The 14,848-nt window shown below is 67.7% G+C and carries 13 protein-coding genes; 4 read left to right on the top strand and 9 right to left on the bottom strand.

Going from position 1 to position 14,848, the window contains the following annotated elements; genetic code table 11:
- The first annotated feature begins 103 nt into the window (after nucleotides 1-103).
- Nucleotides 104-682: a CGNR zinc finger domain-containing protein gene (locus JOF57_RS10085; protein ID WP_209916144.1), complete on the top strand. Its 579-nt coding sequence runs from the start codon at nucleotides 104-106 to the stop codon at nucleotides 680-682.
- On the opposite strand, the gene JOF57_RS10090 is transcribed toward JOF57_RS10085, so the two are convergent.
- Nucleotides 679-1,443 (bottom strand): CPBP family intramembrane glutamic endopeptidase, encoded by a 765-nt coding sequence (locus JOF57_RS10090; protein WP_209916146.1) that lies wholly within the window; start codon nucleotides 1,441-1,443, stop codon nucleotides 679-681. The genes JOF57_RS10085 and JOF57_RS10090 overlap by 4 nt on opposite strands.
- A 38-nt stretch (nucleotides 1,444-1,481) precedes the next feature.
- Nucleotides 1,482-3,851, bottom strand: coding sequence for a phosphoketolase family protein (locus JOF57_RS10095; protein WP_209916148.1), 2,370 nt, complete (start codon nucleotides 3,849-3,851; stop codon nucleotides 1,482-1,484).
- Nucleotides 3,852-4,000: 149 nt separating this feature from the next.
- Here JOF57_RS10095 and JOF57_RS10100 point away from each other — a divergent pair, with 149 nt between their 5' ends.
- Together JOF57_RS10100 and JOF57_RS10105 are read left to right on the top strand one after the other, a co-directional pair.
- Entirely contained in the window at nucleotides 4,001-5,443 is a 1,443-nt protein-coding gene (locus JOF57_RS10100) for an aldehyde dehydrogenase (protein ID WP_209916150.1), read from the top strand.
- A gap of 10 nt (nucleotides 5,444-5,453) precedes the next feature.
- The gene (locus tag JOF57_RS10105) at nucleotides 5,454-6,941 is read left to right on the top strand and encodes an acetyl-CoA acetyltransferase (protein ID WP_209916152.1); all 1,488 of its coding nucleotides are present in this window, start codon (nucleotides 5,454-5,456) and stop codon (nucleotides 6,939-6,941) included.
- Here JOF57_RS10105 and JOF57_RS10110 read toward each other — a convergent pair.
- The 4 genes from JOF57_RS10110 to JOF57_RS10125 form a co-directional block, all read right to left on the bottom strand.
- Nucleotides 6,911-10,045 (bottom strand): helicase HerA domain-containing protein, encoded by a 3,135-nt coding sequence (locus JOF57_RS10110; RefSeq protein ID WP_209916155.1) that lies wholly within the window; start codon nucleotides 10,043-10,045, stop codon nucleotides 6,911-6,913. The genes JOF57_RS10105 and JOF57_RS10110 overlap by 31 nt on opposite strands.
- Entirely contained in the window at nucleotides 10,045-10,680 is a 636-nt protein-coding gene (locus JOF57_RS10115; RefSeq protein WP_209916156.1) for a hypothetical protein, read from the bottom strand. The genes JOF57_RS10110 and JOF57_RS10115 overlap by 1 nt, the downstream gene beginning before the upstream one ends.
- Nucleotides 10,681-10,831: 151 nt before the next feature.
- Nucleotides 10,832-12,058 carry an NAD(P)/FAD-dependent oxidoreductase gene (locus tag JOF57_RS10120; protein ID WP_209916158.1) on the bottom strand — a complete coding sequence of 409 codons (1,227 nt, stop codon included), beginning with the start codon at nucleotides 12,056-12,058 and terminating at the stop codon, nucleotides 10,832-10,834.
- Nucleotides 12,059-12,102: 44 nt separating this feature from the next.
- Nucleotides 12,103-12,678 carry a hypothetical protein gene (locus JOF57_RS10125; protein ID WP_209916160.1) on the bottom strand — a complete coding sequence of 192 codons (576 nt, stop codon included), beginning with the start codon at nucleotides 12,676-12,678 and terminating at the stop codon, nucleotides 12,103-12,105.
- A gap of 55 nt (nucleotides 12,679-12,733) precedes the next feature.
- Here JOF57_RS10125 and JOF57_RS10130 point away from each other — a divergent pair, with 55 nt between their 5' ends.
- The gene (locus JOF57_RS10130; RefSeq protein WP_209916163.1) at nucleotides 12,734-13,420 is read left to right on the top strand and encodes a DUF998 domain-containing protein; all 687 of its coding nucleotides are present in this window, start codon (nucleotides 12,734-12,736) and stop codon (nucleotides 13,418-13,420) included.
- Here the strand turns inward: JOF57_RS10130 and JOF57_RS10135 are convergent.
- The 3 genes from JOF57_RS10135 to JOF57_RS10145 are packed head-to-tail and all read right to left on the bottom strand — an operon-like array spanning nucleotide 13,388 to nucleotide 14,744.
- A complete protein-coding gene (locus JOF57_RS10135) occupies nucleotides 13,388-13,639 on the bottom strand; it encodes a hypothetical protein (protein WP_209916165.1) in 252 nt (83 codons plus the stop codon). The two genes, JOF57_RS10130 and JOF57_RS10135, sit on opposite strands and share 33 nt — an antisense overlap.
- Nucleotides 13,639-14,505, bottom strand: a complete 867-nt coding sequence (locus JOF57_RS10140; protein WP_209916167.1) for an oxygenase MpaB family protein — start codon at nucleotides 14,503-14,505, stop codon at nucleotides 13,639-13,641. The genes JOF57_RS10135 and JOF57_RS10140 overlap by 1 nt, the downstream gene beginning before the upstream one ends.
- A gap of 14 nt (nucleotides 14,506-14,519) precedes the next feature.
- Nucleotides 14,520-14,744 (bottom strand): hypothetical protein, encoded by a 225-nt coding sequence (locus JOF57_RS10145; RefSeq protein WP_209916169.1) that lies wholly within the window; start codon nucleotides 14,742-14,744, stop codon nucleotides 14,520-14,522.
- Nucleotides 14,745-14,848: the final 104 nt, after the last annotated feature.

The following is a 14,848-nucleotide window of genomic DNA, read 5'->3' on the forward strand; positions in this document are numbered from 1 at the left end:
TCCGTGGTGCGCGGTTCCGGGAAGGCGTGACTACCTAAGACTGTACGACGGTCATGAATGACTAGTCAAACCAATTTAGCGGTCACGGCGGTACGCTGGTGTCATGACGACGACGTGGGCCGGCGACACCGAGACGAAACCCGCGCCCGGTCCGCTGGCCCGGATTCAGGGGTTGGTCAACACCATCGAATTGCCCGCCGGAATCGACCGCCTTGCGGATCCCGACGACGCGGCGCCCTGGCTGGCGGCGAACGGGTTACTCGCAGTAGGGGCGAGCCCGACCACAGCCGAACTGGACCTGGTGCGTCGGGTGCGCGAAGCGTTGCGCGCGCTGCTGATTCACAACATCGGTGGTCCGCCGCCGGGCGCCGATCACCTAGCCGTGCTGCAAGAGGTCACGGAAAGATCCACCGCGAAGGTCGACGTAACCCCCGACGGGCAGGTGCGGTTGTCGGCCGTCGGAGAGGGCGTGGGGGAGCGACTGCTCGAGCTGCTGCTGGTGATGCGCGATGCGCAGCGCGACGGCACGTGGGCCCGGCTCAAGGCGTGTGGGAACGACGAATGTACGTGGGCGTTCTACGACCGGTCCCGCAATCATGGCGGTACCTGGTGCGATATGGCCAGCTGCGGGAACATGCTGAAAAACCGTGAGTTCCGGGCGCGGAGACGCGCCGGTAGTTAAGTCGACAGATGCCACACCACGGCGGCGGCCAGTGCGCCGATCCCGTTGAGTGACCAGTGCAGGGCGATCGGCGCGATCAGGCTGCCGCTGCGTCGGCGCAGCCAGGTGAACACGAAACCGGCGACGCCGGTGGCGATCACGGCGAGCACGACACCGGCGACCATCCCGAAGACGCCGCCGCCGAACAGTCGGGTGAATCCGACGTTCTCGCTCGTCAGCCCCAGCGAACTGGCGATGTGCCAGAGACCGAACAACAGCGAGCCACCCGCGGCGACGCCGCGAAACCCCCAGGCCCGATTGAGGGCTCCGTGCAGTACACCGCGAAACGCCAGTTCCTCGGGGATCACTGTTTGCAGCGGGATGATCACCATCGACGCCAGCAGCGCGCCCGAGATGGTGGCGTAGTTGTCGTTCATGAACATCGGCCGCGTCCACGGCAGCGCCGCCCCGATCGCGATCACCGAGACCACCAGGGCGACGGCGCCCAGCGCGTACCCGGCTCCTGCGCGCCAGTGCTCGCGGCCCAATCCGAGTTCCGTCCACCCCAGCCCGCGGGCCCGCACCAGGATCAACAGGCCGACCGCGGCGGCCGGGACGGTGGCGATGCTGGCCCACGGGGTGGTGAAGTGCGCGATCAGGTTGGTCAGGGTGAGGATGACGACGACGATGCCGATGTCGGCATAGATGCGGAAGTGATGCAACGCAGAGAGTTGGGCCACCAGCGGATGTGGGTGCGCGGCCACGGCGCTCGGCTCAGACATAACTTGCCAATCGTACCGGTGCAGCGCAATTACCCAGGTCACACCGCATCCCAGGTCCAGTTGGAGATCGCCGGGTCGTCCTCGCCGTGCTCGCGGGTGTAGCTGCGGGCGGCCAGTCGGGCGTCGACCATCTCCTGCCGCAGCCCGGCGGCCCTGACCGCCAGGCCGTCGACCCGGTCGATCACGTCCATGACGAGGTGGAACCGGTCGAGGTCGTTGAGCATCACCATGTCGAACGGCGTCGTTGTCGTACCGCGTTCTTTGAATCCGCGGACGTGGAGTTGGTCGTGGTTGGTGTGCCGGTAAGTCAGCCGGTGAATCAGCCACGGGTAGCCGTGATAGGCGAAGATGATCGGCTTGTCCGTGGTGAAGATCGAATCGAACTCGCGATCGGGCAATCCGTGTGGATGTTCGGACTCGGGCTGCAGGCGCATGATGTCGACGACGTTGACCACCCGGACCGACAGGTCGGGAAGCTTGCGGCGCAGGATGTCGGCGGCGGCCAGGGTCTCCAGGGTCGGGATGTCGCCCGCGCAGGCCAACACCACGTCGGGCTCACCGGTGGCATTGCTCGCCCACTCCCAGATCCCCAGTCCACGGGTGCAGTGCGCGACGGCCTCGTCCATGGTCAGGTACGTCAATGCCGGTTGCTTACCCGCCACGATGACGTTCACGTACTGGCGGCTGCGCAGGCAGTGGTCGGCGACCGAGAGCAGAGTATTGGCATCCGGCGGCAGGTAGACCCGCACGACCTCGGGACGTTTGTTGGCGACGTGGTCGATGAAACCCGGATCCTGGTGTGACGCGCCGTTGTGGTCCTGGCGCCACACATGAGAGGTCAGCAGATAGTTCAGCGACGCGATCGGCCGGCGCCACGGCAGGTGCGAACTGCTGAACAGCCACTTGGCGTGCTGATTGAGCATGGAGTCGACGATGTGGACGAAGGCCTCGTAGCAGTTGAACAGTCCGTGCCGCCCGGTGAGGAGGTAGCCCTCCAGCCAGCCCTGGCACAGGTGTTCGGACAGCACTTCCATCACCCGGCCGTCGGGGGCCAGGTTCTCGTCGACGGGCAGTGTCTCGCCCTGCCATGCCTTGTCGGTCTTCTCGAACACTGCGGCGAGGCGGTTGGAGGCGGTCTCGTCGGGACCCATCAGCCGGAAACGGTCCGGATTGCCGGCGATGACATCACGCAGGAAGGTGCCGAGCACCCGGGTGGCTTCAGCGGTGTCGGAACCGGGGCTCTCCACGGTGACCGCGTAGTCGGTGAAGTCCGGCAGGTCGAGATCACGCAGCAGCACGCCACCGTTGGCGTGCGGGTTGGCGCTCATCCGCCGGGTGCCCGACGGCGCGAGTGCGCGCAGGTCGGGGTGGAGCGCGCCGGTCGCGTCGAACAGTTCTTCGGGCCGGTAGCTGCGCAGCCATGTCTCGAGCTGGGCCAGGTGCGACGGATTGGTCCGGGTCTCCGACAGCGGCACCTGGTGGGAGCGCCACGTGCCCTCGACCAGTTTGCCGTCCACCTCGTGCGGGCCGGTCCAGCCCTTGGGGGTGCGCAGGATGATCATCGGCCACAGCGGACGGCCCGGCTCGTCGTCGAGACGGGCCGCGCGTTGGATCGCCGCGATCTGGTCGAACGCGTCGTCCATGGCGGCGGCCAACTGCTGATGCACGTCGGTCGGGTCGTCGCCGGCCACGGTGATGGGCCGATAGCCGTACCCGTACATCAGTGATTCGAGTTCTTCGGCGGGAATGCGGGACAGCACCGTGGGATTGGCGATCTTGTAGCCGTTGAGATGCAGGATCGGCAGCACCGCTCCGTCGACGACCGGGTTGAGGAACTTGTTCGAATGCCAGCTGGCTGCCAGCGGGCCGGTTTCGGCCTCGCCGTCGCCGATCACGCAGGCCACCACCAGGTCCGGATTGTCGAATGCCGCGCCGTAGGCGTGTACCAGGGCGTATCCGAGTTCGCCGCCCTCGTGGATGGAGCCCGGTGTCTCGGCGGCCACGTGACTGGGGATCCCGCCGGGAAACGAGAACTGGCGGAACAGTTTCCGTAGACCGTCGGTGTCCGGCCCGATGGCGGAGTAGACCTCGCTGTAGGTGCCTTCCAGGTAGGCGTTGGCCACCAGACCCGGACCCCCGTGGCCGGGCCCGGTGACGTAGATGAGGTTCGCGTCGCGCTCGCGGATGATCCGGTTGAGATGGGCGTACAACAGGTTCAGCCCGGGGGTGGTGCCCCAATGGCCCAGCAGTCGTGGCTTGACGTGTTCGGCGGCCAGCGGCTCATCGAGCAGCGGATTGGCCAGGAGATAGATCTGCCCGACGGACAGGTAGTTCGCCGCCCGCCAGTAGGCGTTGAGCTGTTCAAGTTCTGTGTCGGTCAGTGCCGGTGATCCAGTCGCGTCGCTCATATCCTCATCGTGGCCGGTGTCGGTGAATGGTGTCTGCGTTCCGGGTACCCGGATTCGTTCCGGTCAACCAACGCGACGCGAAATACGCCGCCCTACGCGGTCGGATGTGCTATTCACAGCCACAGAACTCACCTAGATCGGAGCCCACCATGGATCGCATTCCCGCCCCGGGCGAGCCGGCCCAACTGTTCATCGACGGTGCCTTCCGTACCGCTGAGCGGGCCGAGTCGGTGATCGAGGCGGGCACCGGTGAACCGCTCGGATCAGGATGCGCAGCAACCGAATCTGAGGTCGACCTGGCAGTATCGGCGGCCCGAGCCGCGCTGCCGGGCTGGCGGGAGGTGCCGGTGGCCGAGCGTGCGGCGGCGCTGCTCCGGTTTGCCGACGCGCTGCAGTCCCGGGCGAGCGCCACCAGGGAACTGTGCAGCCGGGAGAACGGGATGCCGCTGGCGTTGTCGCGCGGGGCCAACGGCGCGTTCCCCGCGGCGCTGCTGCGCTACTACGCCGCATTGATCGTGGAGAACGGTATCGAAGAGACCCGTCCCAGCACGATCGGGCACACCATCGTGCGGCGCGAACCGGTCGGTGTCGTCGCCGCGATCATCCCGTGGAACTACCCGCAGGCGCTGGCGGCGATGAAGTTTGCGCCGGCCCTGGCCGCGGGCTGCACCATGGTTCTCAAGGCGGCACCCGAAACAGCCCTGGATGCACTGGTTTTCGGGGAGGCGGCCGTCGAGGCGGGCCTGCCGCCGGGAGTGTTGAACGTGCTGGCCGGCGGGCCGGACGCCGGTGCGCACCTGGTGGCGCATCCCGGGATCGACAAGGTGGCATTCACCGGGTCGACGGCAGCCGGGCGAAAGATCGCCGAGGTGTGCGGGCGGTTGATGCGTCCGGTCACCTTGGAACTCGGAGGCAAGTCGGCGGCGATCGTGCTCGACGACGCCGACCTGGACGCCACGATCCGCGGGCTGCGTACCGCGTCGTTCGTCAACAACGGCCAGACCTGCCACCTCAATTCGCGCGTCCTCGCTCCGCGTTCGCGCTACAACGAGGTGGTCGATGCGGTGGCCGCGCTGGCCGAGGGGCTGCGGGTGGGAGACCCGCTGGACGCCGCCACCGAAGTCGGGCCGTTGGTCAGTGCCCGGCAGCGGTCTCGGGTGCTCGACTACATCGAGGTGGGCCGCGCCGAGGGCGCCAAACTGGTCGCCGGCGGGTCGGTTCCCGCCGACCAGCCGCACGGCTGGTTCGTCGCGCCGACGGTGTTCTCCGAGGTGGACAATTCGGCGCGGATCGCGCAGGAGGAGATCTTCGGGCCGGTGCTGGCCGTCATCCCGTATGACAGCGATGACGATGCGGTGGCCATCGCCAACGACAGTGAGTTCGGCCTCGGCGGCAGCGTGTGGTCCACCGATGTCGAGCGGGCGACCGATATCGCCAGGGCTGTGCGCACCGGCACCATCGGGATCAACGACTATCAGTTGGACATGGGCGCACCATTCGGCGGTGTGAAATCCAGTGGCATGGGCCGGGAGTTGGGGCCCGAAGGCTTGGCCGCCTACCAGGTACTGAAGTCGATCTACCGCGTCGGCTAGGTTCGTGGGCATGACCGTCCCCAGGACTCTCGACCCACGCACCCCGGTACTGATCGGCTACGGCCAGGTCAACCTGCGGGAGGAGAATCCGGACGTCGAGCCGGTCGATCTGATGGTTGCGGCCGCTCGCGAGGCTGCCGATCCGCGGGTGCTGGAGATTGTTGACTCGGTACGGATCGTGAACCTGCTGTCCTGGCACTACCGGGATCCGGGTTTGCTTTTGGCTCAACGCATCCGGGCCGACAAAGCGGCGACGCGCTACACCGGGGTGGGCGGCAACGTCCCGCAGTCGTTGGTGAACGAGGCCTGTCTGGATCTGCAGGGTGGACGGGCCGAGGTGGTCCTCATCGCGGGCGCCGAGACGTGGCGCACCCGCAGCCGCCTGCGCGCGGCCGGGACCAAACCCGACTGGACGCGTCAGGACGAATCGGTGCCGGAGGCACCGGGTGCGCATGACGGTGTGCCGATGGTCGGTGATGCCGAGATCCGGATCAATCTGGACCGTCCGGCCTACGTGTACCCGATGTTCGAACAGGCGCTGCGCATCGCGGGCGGGGAGACCAGCGAGGAACACCGCAGGCGGATCGGCGAGCTCTGGTCGCGGTTCAGCGCGGTAGCGGCCGACAATCCGCATGCCTGGAGCCGGGAGGCGGTACCCGCCGAGCAGATCTGGCAGCCGGGCCCGGACAACCGGATGATCAGCTGGCCCTACACCAAGTTGATGAACTCCAACAACATGGTCAACCAGGGTGCGGTGCTGATCCTGACCACCGTCGAGAAAGCGACGTATCTCCAGATCCCGACCGACCGTTGGGTTTTCCCGTACGCCGGGACGGATTCGCATGACACTTATGCGATCGGCGAGCGGGCCGAGCTCTACCGGTCACCGGCGATCCGGATCGCCGGGCGCCGGGTGTTGGAGCTGGCCGGAGTGGGTGTCGACGACATCGATTTCGTCGATGTGTACTCCTGCTTCCCGTCGGCCGTGCAGGTGGCAGCGGCCGAACTCGGTCTGTCAGTGGCCGACCCAGCCCGGCCGCTGACGGTCACCGGTGGGTTGACCTTCGCCGGCGGGCCGTGGAACAACTACGTGTCCCATTCGATCGCCACCATGGCCGAGAAACTCGTGGCCAATCCGGGGACCCGCGGGTTGATCACCGCCAACGGCGGATATCTCACCAAGCACAGTTTCGGTGTCTACGGCACCGAGCCGCCGTCCCACGAATTCCGTTGGCAGGACGTGCAGTCCGAGGTGGACGCCGAGCCGACCCGTGCGCTGCAGTTGGACTTCACCGGCATCGGCGAGGTGGAATCGTGGACCACCCCGGTCGGTCGTGACGGCACCGCGGAGCGGGCCTTCCTGGCGGTGCGGACCCCTGAGGACGGACGAACGCTGGTCCGGATCGTCGACGAGTCTCAGGCGGCGGCGACCATGACCGAGGACATCGCCGGGGCCGCCGTGCAGGTTCACCCCGACGGCAGCGCGACCCTGCTCTGAGCGGCCAGGGCCAGCACTTCGTCAGTGGTCGGAGGGCTGGGCGGATGGTGTGACAGGCACCAGGGCGTCTGGATCTTGTGAAAGGCGTTGCCTTCCAGTGCCAGATAGAACTGGCCTGAGCGCAGCTTGCTGATGTCGGGTACGTGGCCACCCTTCACCCGGGCCATCTCCCGGGCCACCGCGATCTGGGCGGGGGAGTTCAGCAGACCGTAGAACTGGGTGGTGGCGTTACCCGGGATGTGGTTGTGCAGACCGCGCGGGGACTGCGTGGCGAACACCAGTCCGAGCCCATACTTTCGGGCCTGCGAGGACAGCGCCAGGGTGCTGTGTGTGGAGGCGGTCGTATGGCTGGACGGTGCGAAGTTCTGCGCCTCGTCCATCACCAGCAACCCGCCCAACGGCCGGTCCGCGGCCGGGTTCCGCTTGATCCAGGCGAACAGCGCCATCTGCAACTGGTTGACGAATCCTTCGCGCTGTTGATCGCTGGTCAGACCGACCATGCTGATCACCGATACCCGCGCCCGGTAGCCCGGCGACGGTGTCAGCAGGACCCCCGGGTCGGCGGCGGTCCCGGTGCCACCGAACAGCGGATCATTGACGGTCGCCGCGCGCAGGTTCTGGGCCAGCTCGGCGGCGAGCTTCTGTGCCCCGCCCAATGCGCTGACGTCGGCGGGCAGATGGTCGAGCAGATCGATGAAACCGCCCAGGGACACCGAGGGGCCGGCCCCGTAGAACCGCAGCGCCTCGCGCAGCACCGCGCGGGACCGCTCGGCCTTGGCGGTGTTGCCGGCGATCAGGGCTCGGGGTTCCAGTGCGGCGACGGCGGATTCGACGGCGTCGGAGAACTCGTCGTCGTCATCGATGACGCTGGCGAAGTCGGGGAGCGGCTGGAAGGACAGCGGGCGGCCGGTCGACCGGCCCGGCGTCCACACCACCACTTCGGCGTTGTCGAAATACGCGTCGGCCCGTTCGTCGTCGGCCGGGTTCCATCCCGGCGGATTCTCGGGCCAGCGCGCGCCCAGCCGGGACAGGTCGTTGTTCGGGTCCAGCACGATCGACGACACGCCTCGCAGCGCGCACTCCTCGACCAGCCGCCGGATCAGCACGGTCTTGCCCGACCCGGAGCCGGCGAAGATCGCGGTGTGTTTGCGTAGTGCGGCCAGGTCGACCGAGACTGGGCGCCCGCCGGGGCTTTCCAGACCCAGGGTCACAGCGGTGGGCGAATGCTCGATCACCGGTGCCGGCGGCTGAATACGTATCGGCCCGGTGGCGAGTTCGGCCTCCACGTCGATCTGGGCCGGCGGCGGCGGGTCACCCGCGATGTCCCCGAGGGCGGCACGCAGCCAGCCGATCCCGTGGGCCGGGCGGCGGCGGCGCAGCCATTCGGGTAGGTCGGGGTGATTGTCGTCGATGAGGTCGCGCAGCGCCGTCATCGTGCGCACGTCGTCCTCGGTCATCGGCAGCACCCGGCCGCCGGCGGCCTCGAACTCGGCCATCATCACCGCGGTTTTGGCGCCCTTGGGCCACGCGGTGTTGCGCAGCAGGAACAGCTGCCGCCGGTCCGCGTTGAAACCCGTTGCTTCCCAGGCTTTTCGGATCCTGTTCTGCACGGCCACGGCATTGCCGGACGAGATGGCGCGAAATGCCCAGTGCCGCTCGTCGTCGGTGGCGGCGTCGAGGGTCTGGCGTAGCCGCCCGTGCAGCACCACGCGTTGGCCCGGGAGCGGATCGGGACGAAACGCTTGCCCGGCCTCGCCGAGTTCGGTGATCCACGCGTCCAGCGCCGCCGACAGCAGCCCGGGCATGGTGATGTCCTCGCCGTCGGGGTCGAGCGCGGCAACCGTCACCGCGCGACGGCGGTAATCGGCGAAGCGGCGGTCCAGTTCGCCCGTGTCGCCGGGTGCGCCGTGGCCCCCGGTGGGGTCCTGGACGTCCACCTGGGCGGTCAGTTGGGACAGTTCTTCGACGGTGTCGTGTTCCAGGCAGCGGCGGATATGGGTGTCGACGCGCTTGAGCAGCTGACGCGGCGTGTACTGGGTGGCCTCCTCGAACGCCGACGGCAGGATCGGCCAGCTCGCGTACGGCGCGGTGAACCCGATCGAGGCGTAGCTGGCGGTGAACCGGCGTTCCAGGATGGCGCGGCCGACGTCGGGCGTCGGCAGGCCCTGCAACAGCGCGGTGGTGCGGAACCTGTCCTGCACGGTGGCGGTGGCGCGGTCCTGGATCGCCTCCCACGCCGCGGGCAGACAGGCCACCACGCCGACGGTTCGGCGCATGGTCTGCCGGATCGACATCAGGCCGTGCGCGATGTGCTCGAGGTCGCCGTTCCCCGGCTCGGCGCCTGCGGTGTCGGTGCGTTCGGTCGACTGGGCGAGCAGCGTGTCGATCTGGTCGAGGGCGAGAACCGAGGGCCCGGCCAGGGCGATCAGCCGAGAGATGTCGCGGACCGATTCCTGCGCGGTGAGCGTCGGCGCGGGCAATCCCCAGGCTTCCCGTTCGCCGCTGCCGGTCAGGAACGCTTCGCCGACGTCCTGCAGCTCGAGGTCTCCGGAGCCCAGCAGGACGAGCGCGCGCAGGGTGTGGTGTGCACGTTTGACGGTGTGGCGGTGGACCTTGTGCAGCGCGTTGACGAAGTCGCTGAGGATCTCGGGCGTCAGGTCGTCGTCGCCGATCACGGCCCGGCGGTTGGCCCGGGAGATGTGGGCGACCGAGGACAGTTCCCACAGCAGGTCTTTGAGTTGGGTCTCGCGCTCGCTGCCGGGCCGGCCCAGGCTTTCCAGGATGCCGGCACGGGCGGACTGCCAGAAGCTGGCCGCATCGAGCAGTTCGACCAGGAAAAAGTATCCACCCCCGGTCTGCACCTGCTCGCGGACCTGACCGAGGAGGTGGGTCTTGCCGGATCCGGCCGGGCCGCGCACCACCACGCCCAACGGGCTGGAGTCGGTTTCCCGTTCGGCATCGCCGAAGGCCGCCATCACATCGGCCATCGGCCGGTCGTGCATCCCGCGGACGTGCAGCGCGCCCTGTGAATGCCACAGATCGTCGGCGGTCGGCGCCCAGGTCAGGCGAAGCGCACTGAGCGCTTCGCGGTGCTGTAACTCCATCAGGACTCGATCGCGATCAGGTGTTTGTTCTGGTTGCCTATCTCCACCGCGGCGTCGCGGTCGGCGGGGGTGAGCACCTTCTGGTTCTCCTCGGGGATCAGGCTGACGCCGGGTTGCTGGTAAAGGCTGATCAGCGCGGCGTCGACGGTAGGTCGGGGCAGCCCGGGCACGGCCTGACGGAGGTGCAGCAGACTGACCCAACCGCCGGGCCGGGTGGTCAGCCCGGCATAGGCGGTGCGCAACTGGACTTCGGGGGCCTGGTCGGTGTCTTGGTCGGGCGGCACCTCGGCAGGCAGGAAGACGTCGGCGGGAACCAGGTCGGCGTGTTCGAAATAGCGGTGCAGCGCACCCAGCAGCGTGTAGAGGGCCTTGCCCTGTCCGGTGGACCGGGCCGGCGCGCCCGCACCGAACAGGGAACGGCACAGCGCCCACCCAGCGTCGGTGAGTTCGTGGACGAGAGGGCGGGTGCCGGTGGACTCGATCAGGCCCAACCGGTTGAGCCGGTCGCGCTTGGGTTTGTCGAGTTTGGGCCCGAGGCGCTCCAGCTGAGCGTTGGGCACCGGGCGGGACTCGGCCATCAATACCAGCAGGACGGCCTGCTCGGTACCGGTCAGCTCGTCGGGCGTGACATTCACCGGATGCTCACCTTCCTGCCGTCGTGGATGTGGCACGCGGGCGGCGTGATGCCGGCACGTGTCTCATGCACGTTAGCGTGTACCAGTGACCGCGCGAGAATGTCGTTGTGCTGCACGGCATTCGCCCACGCGGGCGATGTGCGGCTCGCAGCTATCCGACTGACAGTGGCTGTGCCGGATCGGCGATGCGTTCCGGGTCGACCGGCGCCGCTGACCGGATCAGCGCCTTGACGTCGTCAAGGACATCCCACACGTTGACGTTCATTCCCGCCAGAACGCGGTTGTCGGCGTCGAGCCAGAAGGCCACGAATTCGCGTCCAGCAACGTCACCGCGGAACACCATCCGCTGATACTCGGGGGCGTGGCCCACGTATTCCATGCCGAGGTCGTACTGATCGGTGAAGAAATAGGGCAGTTCGGCATATTCAGCGTGCTTGCCCAGCATCCCCGCCGCCGCCACCGCGGGCTGCTTGAGTGCGTTGGCCCAGTGCTCGGTGCGGATTCGTGTCCCGAAGAAAGGGTGTTGTGCGGCGGCGATGTCGCCGACGGCATAGATGTCGGGATCGCTGCTGCGCAACGATGCGTCGACGAGCACTCCACCGTTTCCGGTGGCCAGGCCGGCGTTCTCGGCGAGTCCGATGTTCGGTGCGGCGCCCACGGCGATCAGTACCGCGTCGGCGGCGACGATGGAGCCGTCCCCGAGTCGGAGTCCGGTGGCGGTGCCGTGCTCGGTGGTGATCTCCTGCACCGACTGGTCCAGGCGCAGGTCGACCCCGTGCTCACGGTGCAGTTGGGCGAACACCTCACCCACCTCGGCGCCCAGGGCGGCCAGCAGCGGTAGGTGTGCGGCCTCGACGACCGTGACGTTCACATCGCGCCCACGTGCGCCGGCGGCGACCTCCAGCCCGATCCATCCACCGCCCACGATGGCCAGCGTGGAACCAGGGGTCAGCGCCGCGCTCAGGGCCGCGGCGTCGTCGAACGTCCGCAGATAGTGCACCCCCGCGGCGTCGGATCCCGGGATCGATGGCCGGCGTGACGAGGATCCGGTGGCCAGCAGCAGTTTGTCGTAGCCGACGGTGGTGCCGTCGGGTAGCGCCAGCGTGTGCGCGGCGGCGTCGACGGCGGTGACCTCGGTTCCCAGCCTCAGGTCGACGTTGCGGTCGCGGTACCAGGCCGCTGGATCGACCGTGAAGTCGTCGAGTTTCTTCTTGCCGGCCAGGTACTCCTTGGACAGCGGCGGACGTTCGTAGGGCAGGTGGTCCTCGGCGCTGAACAGCACGACATGGCCGTCAAAGTCGTTGTCCCGCAGTGCTTCAGCTGCTTTGGCGCCGGCCAGGCCGCCGCCGATGATCGCAATTGTGGGCGACGTTGTCATACCGATCCAGCCTACTCGCCTGAGCTACCGCACATCTGTGATCGCTAGGGGACGTCGGTGTAGTGCAGGGTGTAGCCCTCGGTGGAGAAGGTGAAACCTCGGCCCGTCGCCTCCCGTACACAGGACACCCCGGACTGCTCCTGAACGTTGCAGCGGAATCCCGCTACCGCGAGCGCCTTGCCGAACGGCAGCACGACTGCGGCCGATTGGGCGAAATCCGGCTGTGCCAGGTTGGCGAAATGCGCGTCGGTGTCGCGGTCGAGGACCAGCGCATTCGGTGCTGCGGAACCGCCGGTCGCATCGGGCACGGTTTCGGGGGCGCCCGTCACGCTCATCGCCGAGGTGCCGCCCGCCGGTTGGCAGCCGGCACGGTCGCGGGGCAGGATCGCACACTGCCAGCTCCCGCTCGGGGTGCTGAAGTAATAGGCCTTGCGACCGTTGACCTCGATGGCGTAGTCGGCGGCATCGACCAGGTTTGCGGTACCGAACTGGGGTCGCGGTGTGGTGGTGCTCGTGGGCGGCGGCCCGGCGGCATCGTCGGTGTTGACGACAGTTCCTGACGCGCATCCGGTGAGCGCAGCAGCAGCGGCGGCGGCGACTACGACGAGGCAAGCCTTCACGACGCAAGACCCTAGCCAACGGTCGCGGAGACCGGAACGGTAGCGTCGACTTTCTGTGACCTCCGACGCGCGCCCGGCAGCTGCCCGGGTCACCTCGGCCCTGCTGACCGCCGGCGTGGCGGCCGGCCTGTTGCTCACTGCGGTTTCATACACCCTGGTGTTCACCCGCTCTGGCTTCGACCTGACCCGGCACGCCAATTCGATGCTCGTCCTTGGGGATTGGGGCTGGATTCAGTCGGTCGACTTCGTGGTCTGCGGCTTGCTGCTGATCGCATTCGGGGCCGGGGTCTGGCGGGTGGCCGCCGGCATCCGGTCGGGCCGCATCGCGGCGGTGTGTGTGGCGCTCTACGGCCTGCTGGCCGGTGTCGTGGCGGGGCTGAACCCGACCGATCCGGGGTCCGGGTTTCCGCCGGGCCGTTCCGGGGTCGAAGAAGCGAGTACCTCGGCGACGATTCACGGCGTGGCCGGCGGACTTGGCTTCCTGGCCATGACCTGCGGATGTTTCGTGTTGGCAAGGTATTTCGCACACATCGGCGATCGGGTGTGGGCGGCGATGTCGGCGGCGATCGGGGTCGCGATCCTGGCGGTCCTCGCCTACATGGGCGCCAGTGCCGGTGCGCAGACCGAGACCTTCAACTACGTGCCGACCTGGGTGGTCGGCACGGTGCTGTGGCTGTATGTCGCGGGTGTGGCCGCGCGGCTGCTGCGCTCACATCGCGACGCATACGTCGGCGCCCAGTAGCAGCACCGGCCACAACAGCGTCACCTGGCCGAAGGCCACCAGATCGGCGCCGGCCGGAAATTTGGTCAGCAGGCTCGCCTCGATCAGCTGCACCTGTTCGGGATGGAAGAACGTCCAGACCAGTCCGATCACCAGGTAGGGCAGAGACAGCCACATCAACGTCTCGAGCATCTGCTCGACACTCACCCGGTGGCCCAGGATCCGGCGAATCCGGTTCATCAGATCAGCGCCTTGTCGGCCGCCATCCGCCGGCGCACGTCGGCCAGCAGGAGGTAACTGCCGCCCTGGCGGATGAACACCGGCAGGAACCGGTTGCCGAATGCCACGGCCAGGAACAGCCATTCGAACAGTCGCTGTCGGCCCGGGCCCCAACCGAAGCCGACGGCGTCCCGGAATATCGGCGCCAGAAACCCGGTGGTCAGGAATTTCAGCAGCGGCCGGAACGGAATCCGCAGCAGCGGGTTGATCATCCGCAGATCCACCAGGTCGTGCAGATACCGCCTGACGACGTCGTCCATCTGGACCCGCTCACACGCGGTATCCCAATAGGTGTCGAAATCGCCCCGTGTGGGCGGCCACTGCTGCTCGCTGACCTGCAGGGTGGTGCCCAGCGTGGCGGCGGACTGGTAGAACTGCTCGGCCTGCGCGTCGGTCATCCGACCGCGCAGCAGTTGATAGACATCCTCGAGCCCGACGAACAGGCAGGCCGCCACCCACATCTGCAGGTCGCGGTCGAAGGCGTTGTACTGCACGGGACTTGCCGGCCCGGACCGGACCTGCCGGTGAGCCGCGTCGACGGCATCGCGGAACGCCGCTCGGTCCTCGGCGTTGCCGAGGATCGCGACCGCCAGGTAGCTCAGGGTGGTGCGGGCGCGTTTCCACGGATGCTTGAGCAGATTGCCGGAATCCACCGTGCTCTCCACGACGCCGTAGCCGACGCCGGGCGCGGACAGCTGCATGATCACGTTGGCCGCGCCGGCAGCGAAACCCCAGAGGTCCATCGCATCGGCAATGGTGACGTCGTCGTCGGACCAGCGCGAGGTGCGCCGGGCGATCGAGATCCGGTTGGGGGAGGTGGAGTTCATCTGCAGCCGCCCCGTCAACTCATGCACACGTTGGTGAACAGCAGGACCGGCCAGGAGACGATGGAGCCCAGAAAGGACACCGCCGCATCGGCACCGTGCATCCCGGCCAGGTGGCTGGTGTGGGTGAGCGACCAGATCAGGCCGATGAGCAGATAGGGGACCGCGAGGATGATCGCGGTGCCGATCCACTCGGCGATGGTCATCTGAAAGCCGAGAATCTTGCGTACTGCGGTCAACATGTGTGGTGCGCCCCCGTCGTTGTCAGGCGCGCTCTATGTTAATGGTGATTCTGATCGGCGTCCCGGGAACTGTTTGGGCGTGACGGGCGTATTGCCGTTGGCCA

The sequence above is a fragment of the Mycolicibacterium lutetiense genome (assembly GCF_017876775.1).
In the GTDB taxonomy this organism is placed as follows: domain Bacteria; phylum Actinomycetota; class Actinomycetes; order Mycobacteriales; family Mycobacteriaceae; genus Mycobacterium; species Mycobacterium lutetiense.

Excerpts from the sequence above, each read along its gene's own strand:
- JOF57_RS10135 (WP_209916165.1), bottom strand. The coding sequence starts at position 13,639 with ATGAACCGGATTCGCCGGATCCTGGGCCACCGGGTGAGTGTCGAGCAG.
- JOF57_RS10090 (WP_209916146.1), bottom strand. The coding sequence starts at position 1,443 with ATGTCTGAGCCGAGCGCCGTGGCCGCGCACCCACATCCGCTGGTGGCC.
- JOF57_RS10095 (WP_209916148.1), bottom strand. The coding sequence starts at position 3,851 with ATGAGCGACGCGACTGGATCACCGGCACTGACCGACACAGAACTTGAA.
- JOF57_RS10110 (WP_209916155.1), bottom strand. The coding sequence starts at position 10,045 with ATGGAGTTACAGCACCGCGAAGCGCTCAGTGCGCTTCGCCTGACCTGG.
- JOF57_RS10085 (WP_209916144.1), top strand. The coding sequence starts at position 104 with ATGACGACGACGTGGGCCGGCGACACCGAGACGAAACCCGCGCCCGGT.
- JOF57_RS10140 (WP_209916167.1), bottom strand. The coding sequence starts at position 14,505 with ATGAACTCCACCTCCCCCAACCGGATCTCGATCGCCCGGCGCACCTCG.
- JOF57_RS10105 (WP_209916152.1), top strand. The coding sequence starts at position 5,454 with ATGACCGTCCCCAGGACTCTCGACCCACGCACCCCGGTACTGATCGGC.
- JOF57_RS10100 (WP_209916150.1), top strand. The coding sequence starts at position 4,001 with ATGGATCGCATTCCCGCCCCGGGCGAGCCGGCCCAACTGTTCATCGAC.
- JOF57_RS10120 (WP_209916158.1), bottom strand. The coding sequence starts at position 12,058 with ATGACAACGTCGCCCACAATTGCGATCATCGGCGGCGGCCTGGCCGGC.
- JOF57_RS10145 (WP_209916169.1), bottom strand. The coding sequence starts at position 14,744 with ATGTTGACCGCAGTACGCAAGATTCTCGGCTTTCAGATGACCATCGCC.